Genomic DNA, 18,984 nt, shown 5'->3' with positions numbered 1-18,984 from the left:
GATTTAACCTTTCAAAATTAAGAATGTCTAAAGATTATTAAATAAAAAAATGAAAAATATTATTTCAAAAGTTATATTAGGAAGTTTTGTTGTAAGTGCAGTAGGTATGGCGAATGCTCAGAAGATTGATGCTAAAGCCAAAAAGATATTAGATGATATTACAGCCAACTACAATTCTAAAAAGAATTCTTACTTCAAATTTTCTTTTGGAAGCGGTCTTAACGGACAGGTTACGAAAACGGAACCAGGTATTTATTATGTTGCCGGAGAAAAATACAAACTGAAGATCATGGATACAGAGCAGATCTTCGACGGAAACAAAATTTACAATATCAATGCTGATGATATGGAAGTAACGGTTGCTAAACCTAACGGAAGCGGCACCATGTTCTCCCCTATCAATTATCTTACGACCTATAGAAACGATTATAACGTAACGTATAACGGAAAAAAAATGGTTAACGGTGTCAATGCTGATTTTATTAAACTGACGCCTGTAAAAGCAAACGGAATACAGTTTGTGTACATTTTTGTAGATTCTGCGAAAAAGCAAATGGTAAAACTGGAACAACACGGAAATAACAAAGATGTTGCTGTAATTGCGATTAAAGAATACAAAGAAAACCAGGAACTGGATCCTAATATGTTTGTTTTTGACAAGAATAAGTTCAAAAACTACGTAATTACAGAACTTTAAAAAGCTGAAAGTGAATTCGCAAATACGCAAATTTGCTTTTAAAATTAAAAAAATAACAAAATATAAAAAGCCACAAGTAAACTTTGTGGCTTTTTGATTAATTTTGGCGCATGTTAAAAATACTAGACCGATATATCATAAAAACCTTCTTTGGGCCGTTTTTCTTTATATTCAGCGTATTGTTTTTCATTTTTATTGTAAACATTATCTGGGTTCAGTTGGGACAATTTATGGGAAAAGGGTTAAGCTACTGGCAGATCCTCAAACTTCTTTTTTACCTTGGGGTAAACGTTATCAGTATGGTTCTTCCGCTTACGATTCTCCTTGCGAGTATCATGTCATTCGGGGAATTTGGAGAACGGTATGAGCTTGCCGCAATGAAAGCAGCAGGAATTCCTTTGACAAGGGTAATGACTCCTTTGCTTGGAATTTCAACGGCACTTGCTATCATGCTGTTTTTCTTCTCTAATAATATTATCCCGGATTTTCAGAAAAAAGCCAAGAACATGCTTTTTAATATTGCCCAGACAAAGCCGGCAATCAATTTTACTCCGGGACAGTTTATTGATCAGATTCCTGGTTATATGGTAAAATTTGACAAAATATACGGAGAAAACGGAGAAAATATTGAAGGGGTTTTTGTTCATAAAAAAGCCAATGCTTACGAAAATCAACAATCTGTAGTAGCAGAAAAAGGAAAGTTTGTTCCGGCTGCGAATAAGAACTACCTAAAGCTTGTCTTGTATAACGGATATGTATTTGAAGATGCATTCGCTGGAAAAGGTGATAATGTAAGACAGAAACAGCCTGATCAGGCTATTAAATTTGACACGCTGACTTCCCACTTCGACATCAGTGAGATCATTAATAAAGCGATCGAGAAAGAACAGATTACAGACGACTACCGTTTCCAGACGTATAACCAGCTCGATGGAACGATTGCTAAGAATAAGAAAGACAATAAGCAGTTCTTTGACAATATCGGTTCTGAGGTCCTTAACCAGACTAATTCCGTTGTCACTTATATGGATAAGGGCAACAAACATAAAGTAGCACCCAAAACCCAGATAAAACTGGATACGGTAAAAGGTGACAAAAAACTGGAAATCATTTATAATTCCTACAACAGGCTAGAAAACCTAAAATCGACTTTGGAGTCTAAAAAGAATGAGTACAGTTCCAATGTAAAATACTTCAGTAAGGTGGTGATCTATCAGCAGAGAATTGTTGCTTATTCGGTGACCTGTATTATTTTCTTCCTGATTGGAGCCAGTTTGGGGTCTATTATCAGAAAAGGAGGAATGGGACTTCCGGTAATCATTGCGATTGTCATTTTCATTATCTTTTATGTCATGAATGTTGGGGTGGAAAATATGTCATGGAGCGGGAAAATGAACCCTTATCTTGCGGCTTGGCTTCCTAACCTGATCCTTCTTCCTTTTGGAGTATGGATGACGTATAAAGCGCTTACCGATTCACAATTATTTGATGCGGAAAAATACAAAACACTATTCAAACCCATCACAAAAAGATTTACAAAAAGTAAAGAACATCAGAGATATCAGTAATTCTGATACAAGAAATAAGATTAATAGTAAAGTTTCGATTTTTTCGGAGCTTTTTTATTGACTTTTTGCAAAACATTTAGTTTCATATTATTGAATATAAAAATTTATATTTGCTGGAATTTAAAACAAAACCATGAAGAAATTACTACTTATTGGCCTATTTGGTCTTCTTTCGTTGAATGCCTATGCCCAGGAGCAAGATGAAAACGGAACCTATAATGGTGAAAAATACGGATACATTATTGATAAATCCGGAAGGAAAACGGAAGGAGTTATACATCTGCACGGAGGCTACTCCAGCCCATGGCAGAATCAGTTAAAAGTAAAATTTGCTGCGATTGCTGATATTGATAAAGTAAAAAACAAAATCAAATTTAAAACCTACGATACAGACGACATCAAAGAATATATGCTGTATGAAGGCGATACTCCAAGAGTTTTTAAGTCTGTAAAATATTCCAATATGAGAGAAGCTTTAAACAGTTCTGAAAGTACAACAGGATTGGCAGCAGGCTTTAAAGCAATCAATAATCTTTCCAGAACGGATCAGTTTGCAGAAGTTATAGTAGAGGGTAAAATAACTGTTTATAAGTTGTATGGCTATCCTACAGCTCTTTCTGCAAACAGTACACAGGCCATCACCTATGCAGAAACAGAAAGATTAAAAGAAAACCCGAATTATATCTTTTCCAAGAAAAACGGAAAAGTAGAGGAACTGACTCCCGCAAAAGCAAAAATTATCCTTGCAGACTGCCCTTATGTAAAAGCAAAAATAACAAAAGGAGAATATGGTTCCCTGAAAAATGAGGAAAAGAAAAGAAGCGGTCTTGGGAAATTTATCAGAGACGAAATCAGCAATTCTACAGTAGATAAACTTTCAATTATCAATGAAGTGATCTATGATTACAATGAAAATTGTAAATAAAATAAATGTAAGGCTTTCAATCGAAAGTCTTTTTTTTGACCTCAATGTATTTATATTTTTATCAAACACTTCATATTTTATCCTTGGAAAACTTTATTTAAAAACACAAAGACCAGAAAACATCAATACAACACTATAAAAACAAAAGAGGATTCCGTTGGGAATCCTCTTTTTATATTCTCAAAACTGAAATTTATATTTCTATCATTTCAGCATATTTTACAAGCTTAAAACTGATAAACAAAAGCGTTAATATTCATTCCTGCCCCTACTGAAGCAAATAACACTACATCATTTTTCTTAATCTTATGATGTTCCAGTTCATCCTTTAAAATCATTGTCAACAAAGTGGGAATGGTTGCCACACTGCTGTTTCCAAGTTTATGAATGACCATAGGCATTATATTTTCAGGAACAGGTTTTTCATATAATTGATAAAACCTGCTAACGATGGCTTCATCCATTTTTTCATTCGCCTGGTGAATAATGATTTTATCCAGCTGGTCAATGGTAAAACCACTGCTATCCAGACATTTTTTCATGGCATCAGGAACATTGATTAGAGCAAACTCATATATTTTCCTTCCATCCATTTTGATGTATCGAGTATCCGGACATTTATCATTGTTGTAAGATTTTCCAAAATACAGGAAATCTTTCTCATTCAATGTATAAGAAGCCGATAAATGGGCCTTTATACCAGAATCGTCATCGTTGTTAACTTCCAGAATAGCCGCTCCTGCTCCATCAGCATAGATCATACTGTCTCTGTCGTGAATATCCACTACACGGGAAAGCGTTTCAGCACCAATCACCAAGCATCGTTTTGCAATACCTGCTTTAATAAAGGCATTAGCCTGTATCACTCCTTCAATCCACCCGGGACAGCCAAAAAGAACATCATAGGCAACGCAGAAGTTATTTCTGATTCCCAATAAATGTTTTACTCTCGCTGCAAGGCTGGGTACCGAATCAGACTGAATAGCCCCGAAACGGACATCTCCGAAATTATGGGCAAATATGACATAATCTAATGTTTCAGGATCTATCCCTGCATCTTCTATTGCTGCGCGGGCGGCAATAAAGCCAAGATCTGAAGTGACCTCTGTGCTATGGGCATATCTCCTTTCTTCAATACCTGTAATTTTTTTTAACTTGTCTGTAATGGAAGCATTATTCTCTTTTAATAATACCCCTTCTTCATTAAGAAAAATATGTTTATCAAAAAATAAATTGGTTATTGTTTCCGATGGGATGTAGTTGCCTACACCAATAATTTTAGTCATCGCTTTAGCATTTTGATTTCCAGATCATTATATAATAAATCGGAATAATTTTGTAAATATAACGATTAAAAGCTAATAATCATCATTTCTTTTTATGCAAAGAATACAGATCATCACTGATAAAAATGCAACATTCTATCATTCAATAACTTTAATTTTCAATAAAAAAACAAAAAAGATGCTGCTAAAAAAACATCCGTGAAGTTCTCTTACTTCTTGGTGGTATGAATTGAGTGAAACAAAACCTCCTGCTACTAACAAGAGGTCCAATGAAAACAACAGAATCATCAAAGCTTCCGGCCTCATTGTTCTACAATAAAAAATAATTTAATATATTGGAAATGTGCTTTTTACAAATTCACGTCTAAAGGTACGCTATTAAAAACGGATAATACTATAAAGGTTATATTTGTTTGAAAAGGCAGCTCCTCATAGAAAATATTTTTTTTGATCTCCATCATTCATTTTGTGTAAAGCATAAACATTAAAAAAAAACTATTATTAAACTTTAACCTACAAAAAAAGAGGTTCCCATTGGAAACCTCTTGATTATTTTCAAATAACTGAAAATTATACTTTCATAATTTCAGCTTCTTTTGTCTTAAGATGCTCATCGCAAATTTTTACATATTTATCTGTATAAGCCTGGATTTCTTCTTCCACTCCTTTTACAACATCTTCAGAAACGCCATCTAATTTTTTAAGCTCTTTCAAACCATCTTGTCTTGCATTTCTTACAGTTACTTTAGTATTTTCAGCCTCCACTTTAGCTTGTTTTGCAAGCTCTTTTCTTCTTTCCTCCGTCAAAGGCGGAACATTAAGGATAATATTCTCTCCATTATTAGAAGGTGCAAAACCTAAATTTGAGTTGATGATCGCTTTTTCAATTGCATTGATTGCAGTTCTGTCCCAAGGTTGAATAGAGATTGTCATTGCATCCGGAACAGAAACATTCGCAACCTGGTTGATAGGAGTAGGTGCTCCATAATATTCTACCATTACATCCTGAACCATTGCTGTAGAAGCACGTCCTGCTCTAATTCTTTGAAATGCATGATCCAAGTGCTTTACAGCCCCATCCATGTCTTGTTTTACAGATTCTAATATAAGATCTAATTCTTCCATTATTATATTAAAGTTTGATAAGTTACACATCTATTAATAAGTCTGAATATCAGCTGTTTAAAATTAAAAAACGCTGTAAAAACCAGTGATTCCTTACTGTTTTAAACTATTTTTTGCTATTCAATGCTGCAAAAATAATAATTGTTTTCGAATAATAGCTATTTCCATAGATGGATTTTGTGCACTTGCCTCTGCAGAGTACTTGCCTGCCTGAAAACTCTTTTAAAGCCAAGAACCTGAAGTACAAATACCTATCTTATATTTTGGTTGTTTCTACTTATTTGCATATCATTTTTTCTCTCTTACTTTACTATATTCTTTTAAAGAAGTTTTTTATTGATAAATATGACTGATCTTGAAATAAGATCAATGCTATGATAAAAAATGGAAAGTCTTACAAAAGATAATTTCCGGAAAAATAACCCATATCATTTTAAAAACTAATTTTAAACCAATCACATTATGACAAATCCATCTTTAGACGCCTATCAGCAAGTTTTTGCTATGTCAGGTCTTGCCAACCGTGCCGGAGGCTACAACGGTTTTGGTATCCAGCTGCAGCAACAGCTTCAGTATGATTTATCTTATTATTTTAACAATGTTCCTCCGGTTAAAATAATGGACCAGAAAACACCTTCAACAGCCGATCCATCAGTGCTGGAAAAATTAGGAAGCTGGGATCTTGTCTGGGGACCTGCCCTGATCGAAGAAAAAAATGAAAAGGGTGTTCCTACCGGTGTTGCAGATAACGCATTATATGTAGCCAAGTCTAATGCCGTCGCATTTCCGGGAGGCCCTACATTACCTACGTATGTTGTAGCGATTGCAGCAACCAACCCTTCCTCCCTTTATGACTGGGAAACAGAAGATTTTTCGGTAGCTGAAGTTGTAAACTGGACAACTTATAACCCTTCCAATTTCGCTCCATCAGCGTATAATGGTACTGACCCTTATATTTCAAAAGGGACTGCTACCGGTATAAGTATCCTTCTCGGACTTGAAAGCCCTTCTTCTGCAGCTTCACCCAATACCACACTGCAGCAGTTTCTTGCAGGCTTAAATCCGGAGCCGGGTACAGCCATTATATTTTGCGGACACAGTCTTGCAGGAGCCTTATCTCCTACTCTTGCTCTTTATCTTAAAGAAAATAAGGATTTAAATGCTTTCGGGGTAACGCTTGTATATCCTACTGCCGGACCAACGCCGGGTGAGGCAGCATTTGCCAAACTGTTCAATAGTAAATTTCCACCGTTGCCTCCAGGATGGCAGCAACAAACAAGTCCTTACCAAAGCTGGAACACGATGCACTGGAATGATCTGGATGTTGTGCCTCATGCATGGCCGGTATCAGAACTGGGGAAAATTGCCACTATATATGGCCAGGCCACTACCAATATGACGGCCTCCATATTAACAGCTTTACAAACAATGGCTATCGCTGATTCTTCAAATTCAGGAGCCAGCTATACAAGAATACAAAACCAATCGCTTCTAGGTCAACTCCAACACTTAAGCAGCACCTCCATTAGCATCAAAACACCTCCTGAAACTTTGCAGGACTATATGCTCCAGTTATCAGTACAACATGTGGGAATGTATAATGGTATTCCTGCAATAGGGTCTAATCCACCAGTAAAAGGTCTTATTTTAGACCAGCCACTACCCAAACCAGACGTTTTGAAGCTGGTACCGGGAGTAACTGCTGTCTCCGAATTTGAGATGATTATGAAAATCATAAGTCAGATCATTGGGTGGATTTCTTCCCATTATGTTTTGGTTGAAAAGAAAAATGCCGCACAAAATGTTGAAGCAGACCAATAAGTATTAAAAACTATTATAAAAACAAAAACACCTGTCACGCTAATCGTGGCAGGTGTTTATTATATTTTTTCAGCTAAAGTTGATTATAAATCAACCAAAGTACCTACATTTTCTCCATCTACAATTTTTTCTAAATTCCCGTCTTTATTCATATCGAATACGATGATAGGCAATTTGTTTTCATGACTCAAAGTAAAGGCAGTCATATCCATTACTTTAAGGTTTTTCTCAAATACCTCGTCAAAAGATAATGAATTGTATTTTACAGCATCAGCATTCTTCTCAGGATCGCTGTCATAGATTCCGTCTACTCTTGTTCCTTTTAAGATTACATCAGCTCCTATTTCGATGGCTCTTAAAGTAGCCGCGGTATCTGTTGTAAAATAAGGGTTTCCTGTTCCTGCTCCGAAGATCACTACTCTTCCTTTTTCAAGGTGTCTTACTGCTCTTCTTTTGATGAAAGGTTCAGCTACTTTATCCATTTCGATAGCAGACTGAAGTCTTGTCTTGATTCCTGCATCTTCCAAAGCTCCCTGTAGTGCCATTCCATTGATTACAGTTGCCAGCATTCCCATATAATCTCCCTGCACTCTGTCCATTCCTTTTGCAGCTCCTGCTACACCACGGAAGATATTTCCTCCTCCAATCACGATCGCCACTTCACAGCCTTTTTCTACTACTGTTTTGATCTCGGCAGCATATTCCTGCAGCCTTTCGTTGTCAATACCGTATTGTCTGTTTCCCATTAAGGCCTCACCGCTTAGTTTCAGAAGGATTCTTTTATATTTCATCTTTTATTTTTAGTAACTTTTTATTAGTATGGGTCTCCCCTGAATTTGATTTTGCAAATATAATCATTAAAGATATTGATAGAAGAAAAATATTTAAATAGAAATAATGTAAGAAATATTTTGAAAAGTACGAAAAAGGATTATTTTTGCATTAATTATAAATTGAGTTGAAGAAAATTATCATTTTTTCATTATTTCTATCAGGAATTGTTTCTTATGCACAAACAGGAACAAATGTTTATCCGTTCTTAAATGTACCTGTATCCGCAAGACAGGCTGCTTTGGGTGGAGATGCAATTTCGATAAGAGATTATGATGTTTCCTTTGCTATTGCAAACCCTGCCCTGTTAAATAAAGATTCCGACAAACAGCTTTCCGTCAACGCAACGGCTTATCTTGCCGATTCGAAATACGGTACTATTGCTTATGCCAAAGACTTTGAGAACGGCCACATGGCTACCATCAATGCAAGGTATATGAGCTATGGAAGTATTCCGAGAACGGATGAAAGCGGTTTTCAAAATGGAGAATTCAAAGCTTCAGATGTCGCTATTGGTGCGGGCTACGCCTACCAGTTTGAAGAAGACTGGACGATTGGTGGAGGGCTTAATTTTATTACTTCAAAAATTGACAACTATACTTCTTCCGCTATTTCAGGAACTGCGGGAGTTACCTATCATAATAAAAAGAACAAAGAAGTACTTTCTCTTGTCATGAGAAATTTTGGTTTCCAGCTGAAATCATTCAACGGAGAAAGAGAAAATCTTCCTTTCAGAATTGATCTGGGATATACCAAAATAATAAAGAACTTCCCTCTTGCGATCACGATTACAGCACACGATCTTCAGAAATTTGATATTTCTTCCGAATATAATCTTGACGGACAGAAAGTAAATGCCGGCAGAAAAATTGCTGATCACTTTTCATTGGGAGCAGAATTGTTTCCGGAGAAGAATTTCAATATCAGATTGGGATACAATGTGAAAAGAGGAAATGAACTGGCTGTTGCAGATCAAAGAAACTTCTCAGGACTTTCTGCAGGATTTGGAGTTAAAGTTTCCAGATTCCGTATCGATTATGCCCATGTAAGATATCACAACTCTTCGAACGTCAATCAGATAGGGATTTCCATGGACCTTTCCAGCCACAGAGGAGAATAATCTGCCTGGAAGAAAATTTCTTAATTATTCTGATTTTTTTTTACTTCCCCTTGATTTTTAAGAAAAAATCTTGAAATTTGCAGTATGAAAAAACCTGTAATTGCTATCGATGGGTACTCGTCTACCGGAAAAAGTTCTATCTCCAAAATCATTGCTGATAAACTTGGACTTATTCATATGGATACAGGCGCACTTTACAGAGGAGTTACCTGGTATGCGTTACAGCATTGTCTGAATGAAAACAGCGAGATTGATCTGAACAGATTATTCTCTTCCTTAGACCAGATCAAACTTGAATTCAAAAACAACGATGGAACGCTTATCCTTTTCCTTAATGATATCGATATCTCTAAAGATATCCGCACCAATATAGTATCTGACAATGTAAGCCTGGTTGCCAAGCAGAAAGAAGTAAGAGACTTTTTGCTGCAGTCACAACGCTCTTTGGCAGAAAAAGGCGGTGTTATTATGGACGGACGTGACATAGGGACAGTAGTTCTGCCAAATGCGGACTATAAGTTCTTTCTTACTGCCAGTATTGACGAAAGAACCAACAGGAGGTTTCTGGAATTAAAAGGACTGGGAATTGAAGCAGATAAAGAGCAGGTAAAGCAGAATCTTATTGAAAGAGACAAGATTGATAGCGAGCGCGAAATAGCCCCATTGAAGCAGGCTGAGGACGCTATCGTTATTGACAACTCAGCATTAACCAAAGAAGAAACCATAGATCTTATTTTATCTCACATTGAAAAGATTTAACAATTTTTAATAGGCTTAAGGCCTCCTTTGGTATACAAATTGTAAGTTTTATTACTGTAAAAACTAATCTTATTATTAATTATTAAAAAACTTAAAATGTCTAGAAAAGAAAAAAATACAGCAGGTATATTGGCAGGACTTCTTGCAGGTGCTGCGGCGGGTGTAATCTTAGGAATGTTATACGCACCGGAAGAAGGTAAAGAAACCAGAAAAAAGATTAAAAATAAAGCAAATGATCTTAAAGATCAGGCTAAAGATAAATATGGAGAGGTTTCTGAAAAAATGAAAGACCAGTACAGCAATATTTCTTCTACTTTCAAAGAAACGGCAAGCACCGTGGCACATACTGTGAAAGACGGATATGACAAATACAAAGATCAAATTGTTGCTAAAACAGCAGATGTAGTAAAGGATGTAGAAGCAGAATTGAATGATCTAAAAAAATAAGTAATTTATCTTTTTTAAGTAAATTACAGAAAGGAACTTTTGTGAGAAAGTTCCTTTTTTTGTAACTTTAAAAAAAAACAATGATAGAAACTATTAAAGAATATGCCTCCAAGAGAATAGATCTTCTGAAAATTGAAGCTACTGAAAAGTCATCTCTTTCTGCTGGTCTCATTACCTACTTTGTAGTACTGCTTGTTGCTTTTGCTTTTTTTATTATCCTTTTCAATTTTGGAATTGCCTTTCTTATCGGAAAAGCACTGGATAATTACTCCTACGGATTCTTAATTGTTGCTGCATTTTATGCGCTGGTAATGGCGTTTGTCATTGCCTTCAAAAATAAGATTGTCAATGCTGTTGCAGATCAGGTTATTAAATTTTTAAATCATTAAACTATGGGCAGAAAATACGAAAGCATAGAAGAATTAAGAAGAAAGAAAAAACTGCTTCAGGGGGAAATAAGTGATCTGGAAAATCTTCTTACCTTCAAAAACACGAAGGAAAGCTTAAGTGCATTTACCAATGGTTTAAGTGATCAGTATCTGCAGGAAAAGGTAGATGAAGACGGTGATGAGAAAGTGGTTCTGAGAAAAGATGTCATTGCCAGACAACTGACTTCAGAAGTAAAAGACCTTCTGATCAGCAAAAATACAGCCGTAGGGCTTGCAAGTTCCGCCTTCAAAGGAGGAAATATTACAGACAGCCTCGTTAAGCTGGGAGTTACCGCTATCGTTGGAAACTATGCCAAAAAGAATATGAAAAGTTCCAATTGGAAGAAAAAACTGATTGGTGCTGCATTGATCTATCTTGCTCCTATAGCACTGAAATATGTCAGAAAAAAGATGGAAGTATATCAGAAGAATAAAAGTGTTTCCAGTTTGGAACAATTGATATAAAAGTTAGATGTTAGAAACTAGAAGTTAGAGAATATCCAGTGATTACACTAATTTCTAACCTCTAGTTTCTAGCTTTTATTTTGAAAATAACTGTCCCAAAATAATCCCGGCAGCCATAGATACATTCAGGCTTTCTGTAGACTGGGATTTTCCAAACCTCGGAATACTGATACTTTTTTGTAGAAGTTTCTCTGTTTCCGGTCTCATTCCGTTTCCTTCGTTTCCTAAAATCAGATTAATCTTTTCAGGTTTCTCAAAAGTATAAATATTCTCCCCTTCCATATCTGTTCCGATATTTACATTTTCTGTTTTAGAAAGGTATTCTACGAGATCGGTATAAACGACATTCACTCTGGTAAACGAGCCCATGGTCGCCTGAATCACTTTTGGATTGTAGAAATCCACCGTGTCTTCACTACAGATAATCTGTTCAATTCCGAACCAATCTGCCAGTCGGATAATTGTTCCTAAATTTCCCGGATCCTGTATCCCATCCAAAACCAATTGTATATTCTTATCCCTCATTTTTTCTTCCTCAGCAAGATAACATACCGCTATGGAATCTTTTGGAGTTTTAAGGAAACTGATTTTTTTCAATTCATTTTCAGAGATATGAGTAATAGGGATATCAGTCCGGTCCAATTTTTGCGGATCGGTTGATAATATTTCTTTAACTTTAAAGTTAGAATTAAAAAGTTCACAAATGATTTTATTACCTTCAACCAAAAACAAATTGTATTTTTGTCTGAACTTCTTTTTATCTAAAGATTGTAAAACTTTTATTGTATGAGCTGTAAGCATTATAAGAATTCTCCTCAAAAATATTATAAAATTATCTCATTTGCAACATTTGTTGGTCTCCTTTATGCTTGTAGTACGACAAAAAAAGTTCCTGAGGGCGAATACCTCCTTACCAAGAACAATTTAGCGTTCGAGGATAAGAGAGAATTTTTTGACGAAGAGCTCAAAGATTACATTCAGCAGAAGCCCAACAAAAAGCAATTTCTCTTCATGCCATTGAGTCTCCTTTTGTATAATATGGCTGAGCCGAAATATGATACCATACTTAATGAATATATGACCTATCCCGGTGAGATGAGAAATCAGAAGCTGAGAGACTCTTTATTCCTTAAATACAACATGAAAAGCAGTGTTGGAAAAAGTCTACTTTTTGATCGTTTATTGCACAACTGGGGAACACCACCGGTAATTCTTGATCAGACCAGAAGTGAAAAAAGTGCTGAATCTATTAAAAAAAGACTTACCTACAGAGGATATTGGGATGCTGATGTAACATTCAAACATTCCCTAGACTCTGCGTCTAAAAAAGCATCTGTTAATTATTCGATTAAACATAACGAGCCTACCCGGATTAAGGATTATTATTACAATATTCCGGATCAGGGAATCAAAGGTTACTACAACTATAATCTGAGCAGAAGCCTTGTGAGATCCGGGCACATCCTGGATCAGACTGTGTTGGAAAGAGAAGTAGTGAGAATTACCGACCTGATGAGAGAGTTTGGATTCTATAGATTTAACGCCTCCAATGATGAGGTCTATTTTGTTGCGGATTCTCTTAAAAGCAAAAAACAGGTTCCTTTGACATTGGAAATTCATAAAGATTCACTGGATACCCCTTATAAGATTGCCACTTTTGGAAATATTGATGTTGCCATCGTTGATGAACCTGGTGACTACCCTAAAAATACCAGGAAAGACAGCTTAAGAAGAATAAGATTTCATACGATGAATGATAAATATAAGCTTTCATCTATATGGAGAGCTATCATTCCGGACAGTAAAAAGGTTTTCGACCAAACCAAGCTGGACATTACCAAGAGAAATCTTTTAGCGATGAACAACTTTAGTATCGTCAAGGCAAGAGACTCTCTGAGACAAGGTGGAATGACTTCTCCTAATGACAGCATCGTTGATGTTTTATATGTATTGAAACCACTTCCGAAATATGAGCTTAAAGTGGGGACAGATGTTAATTATTCTCAGATTCTGAATCTCGGGATCTCTCCATCTGTAGACCTTACTACCCGAAATGTTTTTAAAGGAGCAGAAAACCTTTCTACAAGCCTTTCAGGAACATTTGGTTCTATCAGAAGTACGAAGGATATTGACAAAAGAGTGGCTGCCTACGAAATATCTGCACAGGCATCTCTGAATTTCCCGAGACTGCTGCTTCCTTTTAATTATTATAAATTCATCCCTAAACGATACACTCCTACTTCATCTATTCTGCTGGGAGCATCCATACAGAACAATATTGGTTTAGGAAGAATTATCTTTAATACAGGACTGAATTATCAGGCAAGTGTGAATGATCAGGTATACCATAAGCTTACCTTATTCAATACTCAGGTCAGTCTTACTAAAAATAAAGATGCCTACTACGATTACTTTGTGAATGACGGAAGGGTAAAAGATGAGGTTTTCGGAAATTATTTTATGTTTAACCCGGAAACTGCACAAACCGGACAAGATTATAAAGATGGAAAACTCACTGTAGATGAGGTTTCCAAAAAGATTATAGAGAACGAAGCTTACCGTGGAAGTCTTAATCAGCAGGGAACTGATCTTTTAACAGCGTTCAGAGGAACTTTGGTGAACAAAGACAGACAGACACAGGATGTTCTTATTTCTTCCATGATCTATAACTTTGTTTATAGTGAGATTGGAAAAAAAGAATATCCAAATGCATTTTACTTTAACGGAAAAGTGGAACTTGCGGGTAACATTTTAAGCTTATTCAACAAAAAAGATAATGATGGAGGGGTTGTTACCAGTCCTCAAAAAACTATTTTCGGTTTACCTTATGCACAGTTTGTTAAGTTTGATATTGACGCCAGAAAATATTTCAAGTTTAATGGAAACCAGACATTGGTACTTCGCCAGTTTATCGGAGTTGGAATTCCTTATGGAAACTCTGAAGATATGCCGATCATTAAGTCTTATTTCAATGGAGGTTCCAATGATATCAGAGCATGGGTTGCGTTTGGAGGATTAGGTCCTGCAGACTCTCAGGTGGATGAAAGGGTTCGTACCTATATGACAGATAACTTAAAGCTTACTACCAATATTGAATATCGAATTCCTTTCAATAAAACATACGAGGGAGCCTTATTTACCGATATCGGGAATACATGGAGTCTTCGTAATTATAATGACGGATATGGAGATGAGTTTAAATTCAATAAGTTTCTGAAGCAGGTAGGTGTCGGAAGTGGATTTGGATTAAGATTAAACATAGCCTATGTTACTGCCAGAATCGACCTTGCCTACAAGATCTACGACCCAAATAAACCTGAAGGAGACCGATGGAGATTTAAAAATTTCCAGCCTTTCAAACCAACGGTTAATATTGCGTTCGGATATCCTTTCTAATCCGGAGAAACGCCTAAAATAAAATACACTACAGCAATCACACGGGCGAGGATTTCCCTCGCCTGATTTCTGTAAAAGCTTTCAGATTTTGTGACATCCTGAGCATCAAATCCCAAAGCATTCATATCATTATTTCTCGCAAAAAACAACGCTCTGAGGTTGTGAAATCCCTGAGATACGATAATGACATTTTTCTTTTTATAAACATCCTTACAACGAAGAATACTTTTATAAGTATTGAAACCCTTTGGATCTTCCTCAATAATATCTTCCGGAACGCCCTCCTGGTAGATCAGGTAGTTTTTCATCGCTCCCGGCTCATTATATCCCTTACTCTTCTCCCCGCTCACAATAATTTTTTTGATTTTGCCATGATGGTAAAGAAGCGCAGCCGCATCCATTCTTTTGGTAAAATAAGGGTTTGATTTTCCGGATCTCATTTTAGGAGATGTTCCCAAAACCAAAGCAACTTCTCTAGGCGGGATTTTTGATATTTTGGTATAAGTTCGTCCGTTGGTAAGCCCGAATACCCATACATTACAGAAACATATCATTAGAATTCCCAATTCCAATGATATAAAGCCCAGGTTAAATATGTTCCTAATAATTCTCAACTAAGATCAAAGTTAAGCTTTATTTTTTTACTTTTCACAATAGACATGCAAGCTAAAATATGCCCTTGTTCTTCTTCCTTTTCGGTAAGATATTCATTTTCCAGCAGTTCCACTTCTCCTTCATCCAAAGAACATTCACAGCTTCCACAAATTCCTGACTTACAGGAATAAGGAACCGGAAACTTCTGAATCAAAAGTTGCTGAAGGATTTTATCCTTATTATCAGGAAGTTGAACTGTATATTTCTTTCCGAATATTGTAAACTCCACTTCTATATTTTCAATCAGAGGAAATTCTCTTTCTACAGGATAAATATCATCATTAAATTCTTCAAAAAGTTCAAAATGGATATTTTTCTTTGGAATCCCGTGGTGATAACAGGCATTAGCCAATGTTTTGATCATCTCTCCCTTTCCACAAATCAGCACTTCATCTACAGCATCCCAGATCGTAGACTCTTCGTCTGTATCATCCAAATGAAGGATTTGATTAATGATAAGGTGCAATTTCTTTTCATCCAATCTGCCATAAAAGAACTGATCTCCTGTTTTCTCCTGTGAAAAAAAGTAAAATATCTGAAGTCTGTCCCCGAAAGTTCTGGCGAGATGATCCAACTGTTCGCGATAGACCAACTCATCGGAGCTTTTATTTCCAAAAAACAAAAATAACCTCGTTCTCGGTTCGGTATGAAGAATATTTTTAAAATGGCTCAGAATAGGAGTAATTCCTATACCGGCAGCGAAAGCAACAATCGTTCTGAATTCACTTGGCTTGGAAACCAATGTAAATCTTCCGGCAGGTTCACTCACCCAAATCTCGTCACCTGCATTATAGTTTTCAAACAGCTGAGAAGTCGCTCCATCAGAGGAATTAATCTTTATTCCAAGACTTATTTTACCCTCATAAGGAGCCGAAGTCATTGAATAATCATTAATAACCTCTTTCCCATGTGATTGAAATCGTATACTGACGAACTGCCCGGCCTCAAACCTGAAATTTTCTTTTAAATTCTCAGGAATATCGAACTCCAGAGAAAAAGTATTTTTGGTCAGCTCTTCCTTTTTCGCTATTTTTAACGGATGAAACTGTATTAGTTTCCCTTTATAGATTTGTTGTTCCATAACTTCAATTCAAAAATAGATAAAAAATAATTTATGAAGAAGATAATTTTATCCACGTTACTTCTTACTGCACTGTACAGCTGTAAAAAAGAAGGTCAGAAAACTGAAAATACAGCAGCTACAGATTCTCTTTCCGTATCTCAAACCACAGATACTAAGGAAAGTACAGCCGCGCCAAAAGAACTTTCCCCTGAAAATGTAAGCCAGCACTTAGCCAAAAATAATGATACATTATATGTTACCAATTTTTTTGCAACCTGGTGTGGCCCATGTATGAGAGAAATTCCAAGCTTTAAAAATAAAATGGAGGAATTGAAGGGAAAACCTGTAAAATTCACTTTCGTAAATCTTGATGATAAGGCAGAATGGGCTGGTGCTGTTAAAAATTTTGCAGCAGAAAACAAGTTAGGAGGCAGTATTATCTTACTGGATGGACAAAAATTAGATCAAAACTTCTTTCATAATAACTTCAAGCAATGGGACGGAGGTTCTATTCCCTTTACTTTCATGAGAAAAGGAGATAAGACCGATGAATATCTGGGAATGATGACGGAAGATGTATTGAATTCAAAAATCGATTCTTTCTTACAATAAAAATAGACTGAACTCTTTCTGAATCATGTCAAAAAGATTTAAAATCCTGTGTTTATTATTCGTGATTGCAATTATTGTAAGTGCTGTCATTAATATGAACACAGGATTTTTAAGTTTAAGTTTCCAGGACTTTTTTCAAGATTCTGCTCATAATCAGATTGCCGAAATCCGTATCAACCGTGTTCTCGTGATCATGCTTGCCGGAATTTCAATTCCTACTTCAGGTTTTCTGATGCAGGAGTATTTTCAAAATCCCCTGGCCGGGCCTGATATATTGGGAATCACTTCGGTCGCCAGTCTGTCGGTCGCTTTTTATATTTTCTTTTCCCATAATATTCTACTGCCTGAGTTTCTGCAGAACAGTTTTCTTAGTTTATCAGCAATTGGAGGAAGTTTACTGTTAATGCTGATTCTTCTATCAATGTCTAACAGGTTTCAGGATAAATCTTATCTTATTATTTTCGGGTTTCTTGTCTCAGCTTTTGCCGGAGCAATTGTATCCCTGCTTCAGTTTTATGCAGAAAATCAAAGCCTGAAAAACTATATTTTATGGTCTTTCGGAGCTAATAATATGGTGACCAGAAATCAGATCTATATACTGTTTATCTTAGTATCCATAGGTCTTTTCATTTGTTTCAGAGCGATAAAGCCTCTTATTGGAAACTCTCTTGGGAACTCTTATGCACAAAGTTTAGGAGTAAACCTGAAACAGCTGAAACTATTAATAATAGTAGCGTCCTCTCTTCTTTCAGCCTCTATTACTGCATTTCTAGGTCCTATTCTATTTATCGGAATCATTGTGCCTCATTTCTGCAGACTCATTTACAATCCATCCAAATTATGGCAGCAATGGATTCTTAATATGTTTCTGGGAATACTGATCATGTTATTTTTCTCAGTTATTGCAGAAAAAACACAGATCCCTTTGAATGTGATAAGCTCTGTATTTGGAATTCCAGTGATTCTGATGATGCTTTTGAAGCAGAATAAAGTGTAATTTTTGTTGGAAAACGCAAAGACGCAAAGTTATTTTTAAAATTACAACATTTTAAGGCGCAAATATTTTATCTCCGATAAAATTGAAAACTGCATATTCCAAACAAAAAATATCCTTACCTCCTTCTTGCTGAAAATTTTTGATTTTCTTGCGCCTTAAAATATACACAACGTATTACAAGCCTTTGCGCCTTTGCGTTTACCCAACACCCTGTGTCTATAAAACTATACCCAAGTTTTCTGAGGGTTTTTAATTTTTTATACATCATAGATTACAGTCTTCCATCTCACAATTATTAACCAACAATTCATATATTTAGATTCAACAAAACACCACAAATGACAGAAAATGAATTATCAAAAGTAGTTTTTGAAACCGGTTTAAAGATTCATAAAAAACTTGGAGCAGGACTCTTTGAACATGTTTACGAAGAATGTATGTTCTATGAATTAACAAAATCAGGCTTTCAGGTAGAAAAACAAAAATTATTTCCTATCATTTATGAGGATTTAAAAATAGAAAACGCTTTCAGACTTGATATGATAATTGAAAACAAATTAATTTTAGAATTAAAAACAGTTGAGTATATATCTCCTGCTCATAAAGCGCAACTTCTAACTTATTTAAAAATGACAAACTGTAAATTGGGACTATTACTCAACTTTCAATCTGATGTTTTCAAAAACGGGGTAACAAGAATTGTGAACAACTTATAGAATAAACAGAATAAAAATTTAGAAAAGTCAAATTCCCTGCGCCTTAAAACACTATTTTTGTAAAACATTTTAAT

General features: G+C 35.7%; 19 protein-coding genes. 13 read left to right on the top strand and 6 right to left on the bottom strand.

The genetic code is table 11. From position 1 onward, the window contains the following. Nucleotides 1-49 precede the first annotated feature (49 nt). The 3 genes from DBR39_RS05305 to DBR39_RS05295 all read left to right on the top strand — a co-directional run bounded on the left by DBR39_RS05305 (nt 50) and on the right by DBR39_RS05295 (nt 3,190). Nucleotides 50-697, top strand: coding sequence for a LolA family protein (locus DBR39_RS05305; RefSeq protein ID WP_109738988.1), 648 nt, complete (start codon nt 50-52; stop codon nt 695-697). 110 nt (nt 698-807) lie between these two features. Continuing rightward, nucleotides 808-2,265, top strand: coding sequence for an LptF/LptG family permease (locus DBR39_RS05300; RefSeq protein ID WP_109738989.1), 1,458 nt, complete (start codon nt 808-810; stop codon nt 2,263-2,265). 133 nt (nt 2,266-2,398) lie between these two features. Then, complete coding sequence (locus DBR39_RS05295) at nt 2,399-3,190, top strand: hypothetical protein (RefSeq protein WP_124531169.1); 792 nt, start codon at nt 2,399-2,401, stop codon at nt 3,188-3,190. A gap of 227 nt (nt 3,191-3,417) precedes the next feature. Here the strand turns inward: DBR39_RS05295 and DBR39_RS05290 are convergent, their stop codons facing one another. Both DBR39_RS05290 and frr read right to left on the bottom strand, forming a co-directional pair. Continuing rightward, nucleotides 3,418-4,476 carry a 3-oxoacyl-ACP synthase III family protein gene (locus DBR39_RS05290; RefSeq protein WP_124531168.1) on the bottom strand — a complete coding sequence of 353 codons (1,059 nt, stop codon included), beginning with the start codon at nt 4,474-4,476 and terminating at the stop codon, nt 3,418-3,420. A 570-nt stretch (nt 4,477-5,046) separates the two neighbouring features. Beyond that, nucleotides 5,047-5,601, bottom strand: a complete 555-nt coding sequence (gene frr / locus DBR39_RS05285) for a ribosome recycling factor (RefSeq protein WP_124531167.1) — start codon at nt 5,599-5,601, stop codon at nt 5,047-5,049. 462 nt (nt 5,602-6,063) lie between these two features. Between frr and DBR39_RS05280 the strand changes: the two genes are divergently transcribed. Then, nucleotides 6,064-7,422, top strand: a complete 1,359-nt coding sequence (locus DBR39_RS05280; RefSeq protein WP_124531166.1) for a lipase family protein — start codon at nt 6,064-6,066, stop codon at nt 7,420-7,422. An 83-nt stretch (nt 7,423-7,505) separates the two neighbouring features. Here DBR39_RS05280 and pyrH read toward each other — a convergent pair whose 3' ends face one another. After that, nucleotides 7,506-8,213: a UMP kinase gene (pyrH, locus tag DBR39_RS05275; protein WP_109738992.1), complete on the bottom strand. Its 708-nt coding sequence runs from the start codon at nt 8,211-8,213 to the stop codon at nt 7,506-7,508. A 167-nt stretch (nt 8,214-8,380) separates the two neighbouring features. Between pyrH and porQ the strand changes: the two genes are divergently transcribed. The 5 genes from porQ to DBR39_RS05250 all read left to right on the top strand — a co-directional run bounded on the left by porQ (nt 8,381) and on the right by DBR39_RS05250 (nt 11,472). Next, nucleotides 8,381-9,373, top strand: coding sequence for a type IX secretion system protein PorQ (porQ, locus tag DBR39_RS05270; RefSeq protein ID WP_124531165.1), 993 nt, complete (start codon nt 8,381-8,383; stop codon nt 9,371-9,373). 84 nt (nt 9,374-9,457) lie between these two features. Further along, nucleotides 9,458-10,132 (top strand): (d)CMP kinase, encoded by a 675-nt coding sequence (cmk, locus tag DBR39_RS05265; RefSeq protein WP_124531164.1) that lies wholly within the window; start codon nt 9,458-9,460, stop codon nt 10,130-10,132. Nucleotides 10,133-10,228: 96 nt separating this feature from the next. Beyond that, nucleotides 10,229-10,579: a YtxH domain-containing protein gene (locus DBR39_RS05260; RefSeq protein ID WP_124531163.1), complete on the top strand. Its 351-nt coding sequence runs from the start codon at nt 10,229-10,231 to the stop codon at nt 10,577-10,579. An 80-nt stretch (nt 10,580-10,659) separates the two neighbouring features. After that, nucleotides 10,660-10,968, top strand: coding sequence for a phage holin family protein (locus DBR39_RS05255; protein WP_103234809.1), 309 nt, complete (start codon nt 10,660-10,662; stop codon nt 10,966-10,968). Between the two features lie 3 nt (nt 10,969-10,971). After that, nucleotides 10,972-11,472 (top strand): phosphoribosyl-ATP pyrophosphatase, encoded by a 501-nt coding sequence (locus DBR39_RS05250; protein ID WP_124531162.1) that lies wholly within the window; start codon nt 10,972-10,974, stop codon nt 11,470-11,472. A 75-nt stretch (nt 11,473-11,547) separates the two neighbouring features. On the opposite strand, the gene DBR39_RS05245 is transcribed toward DBR39_RS05250, so the two are convergent. Further along, nucleotides 11,548-12,273 (bottom strand): TrmH family RNA methyltransferase, encoded by a 726-nt coding sequence (locus tag DBR39_RS05245; protein WP_124531161.1) that lies wholly within the window; start codon nt 12,271-12,273, stop codon nt 11,548-11,550. On the opposite strand from DBR39_RS05245, the gene DBR39_RS05240 reads away from it, so the two are divergent. Then, complete coding sequence (locus tag DBR39_RS05240) at nt 12,259-14,868, top strand: BamA/TamA family outer membrane protein (protein ID WP_124531160.1); 2,610 nt, start codon at nt 12,259-12,261, stop codon at nt 14,866-14,868. The two genes, DBR39_RS05245 and DBR39_RS05240, sit on opposite strands and share 15 nt — an antisense overlap. Here the strand turns inward: DBR39_RS05240 and DBR39_RS05235 are convergent. Both DBR39_RS05235 and DBR39_RS05230 read right to left on the bottom strand, forming a co-directional pair. Beyond that, on the bottom strand, nt 14,865-15,422 hold the full coding sequence (locus tag DBR39_RS05235; RefSeq protein ID WP_394337108.1) for a vancomycin high temperature exclusion protein: 558 nt from the start codon (nt 15,420-15,422) through the stop codon (nt 14,865-14,867). The genes DBR39_RS05240 and DBR39_RS05235 overlap by 4 nt on opposite strands. Before the next feature lie 56 nt (nt 15,423-15,478). Continuing rightward, the gene (locus DBR39_RS05230; RefSeq protein ID WP_124531159.1) at nt 15,479-16,603 is read right to left on the bottom strand and encodes a ferredoxin--NADP reductase; all 1,125 of its coding nucleotides are present in this window, start codon (nt 16,601-16,603) and stop codon (nt 15,479-15,481) included. A 33-nt stretch (nt 16,604-16,636) separates the two neighbouring features. Here DBR39_RS05230 and DBR39_RS05225 point away from each other — a divergent pair, with 33 nt between their 5' ends. The 3 genes from DBR39_RS05225 (at nt 16,637) to DBR39_RS05215 (ending at nt 18,910) form a co-directional block, all read left to right on the top strand. Next, nucleotides 16,637-17,197 carry a TlpA family protein disulfide reductase gene (locus DBR39_RS05225; protein WP_124531158.1) on the top strand — a complete coding sequence of 187 codons (561 nt, stop codon included), beginning with the start codon at nt 16,637-16,639 and terminating at the stop codon, nt 17,195-17,197. Between the two features lie 25 nt (nt 17,198-17,222). Next, nucleotides 17,223-18,194, top strand: coding sequence for an iron ABC transporter permease (locus DBR39_RS05220; RefSeq protein ID WP_185147136.1), 972 nt, complete (start codon nt 17,223-17,225; stop codon nt 18,192-18,194). 338 nt (nt 18,195-18,532) lie between these two features. Then, nucleotides 18,533-18,910, top strand: a complete 378-nt coding sequence (locus DBR39_RS05215; RefSeq protein ID WP_124531156.1) for a GxxExxY protein — start codon at nt 18,533-18,535, stop codon at nt 18,908-18,910. Nucleotides 18,911-18,984: the final 74 nt, after the last annotated feature.

The organism is Chryseobacterium sp. KBW03 (assembly GCF_003852415.1).
Taxonomy (GTDB): Bacteria; Bacteroidota; Bacteroidia; order Flavobacteriales; family Weeksellaceae; genus Chryseobacterium; species Chryseobacterium viscerum.
This window is presented reverse-complemented; position numbering and strand designations above follow the sequence as displayed.

Bases quoted from the DNA above. Each gene is read 5' to 3' on its own strand.
- DBR39_RS05305 (WP_109738988.1), top strand. From the start codon at position 50: ATGAAAAATATTATTTCAAAAGTTATATTAGGAAGTTTTGTTGTAAGT.
- DBR39_RS05300 (WP_109738989.1), top strand. From the start codon at position 808: ATGTTAAAAATACTAGACCGATATATCATAAAAACCTTCTTTGGGCCG.
- DBR39_RS05295 (WP_124531169.1), top strand. From the start codon at position 2,399: ATGAAGAAATTACTACTTATTGGCCTATTTGGTCTTCTTTCGTTGAAT.
- DBR39_RS05290 (WP_124531168.1), bottom strand. From the start codon at position 4,476: ATGACTAAAATTATTGGTGTAGGCAACTACATCCCATCGGAAACAATA.
- frr (WP_124531167.1), bottom strand. From the start codon at position 5,601: ATGGAAGAATTAGATCTTATATTAGAATCTGTAAAACAAGACATGGAT.
- DBR39_RS05280 (WP_124531166.1), top strand. From the start codon at position 6,064: ATGACAAATCCATCTTTAGACGCCTATCAGCAAGTTTTTGCTATGTCA.
- pyrH (WP_109738992.1), bottom strand. From the start codon at position 8,213: ATGAAATATAAAAGAATCCTTCTGAAACTAAGCGGTGAGGCCTTAATG.
- cmk (WP_124531164.1), top strand. From the start codon at position 9,458: ATGAAAAAACCTGTAATTGCTATCGATGGGTACTCGTCTACCGGAAAA.
- DBR39_RS05260 (WP_124531163.1), top strand. From the start codon at position 10,229: ATGTCTAGAAAAGAAAAAAATACAGCAGGTATATTGGCAGGACTTCTT.
- DBR39_RS05255 (WP_103234809.1), top strand. From the start codon at position 10,660: ATGATAGAAACTATTAAAGAATATGCCTCCAAGAGAATAGATCTTCTG.
- DBR39_RS05250 (WP_124531162.1), top strand. From the start codon at position 10,972: ATGGGCAGAAAATACGAAAGCATAGAAGAATTAAGAAGAAAGAAAAAA.
- DBR39_RS05240 (WP_124531160.1), top strand. From the start codon at position 12,259: ATGAGCTGTAAGCATTATAAGAATTCTCCTCAAAAATATTATAAAATT.
- DBR39_RS05245 (WP_124531161.1), bottom strand. From the start codon at position 12,273: ATGCTTACAGCTCATACAATAAAAGTTTTACAATCTTTAGATAAAAAG.
- DBR39_RS05235 (WP_394337108.1), bottom strand. From the start codon at position 15,422: ATGATATGTTTCTGTAATGTATGGGTATTCGGGCTTACCAACGGACGA.
- DBR39_RS05230 (WP_124531159.1), bottom strand. From the start codon at position 16,603: ATGGAACAACAAATCTATAAAGGGAAACTAATACAGTTTCATCCGTTA.
- DBR39_RS05225 (WP_124531158.1), top strand. From the start codon at position 16,637: ATGAAGAAGATAATTTTATCCACGTTACTTCTTACTGCACTGTACAGC.
- DBR39_RS05220 (WP_185147136.1), top strand. From the start codon at position 17,223: ATGTCAAAAAGATTTAAAATCCTGTGTTTATTATTCGTGATTGCAATT.
- DBR39_RS05215 (WP_124531156.1), top strand. From the start codon at position 18,533: ATGACAGAAAATGAATTATCAAAAGTAGTTTTTGAAACCGGTTTAAAG.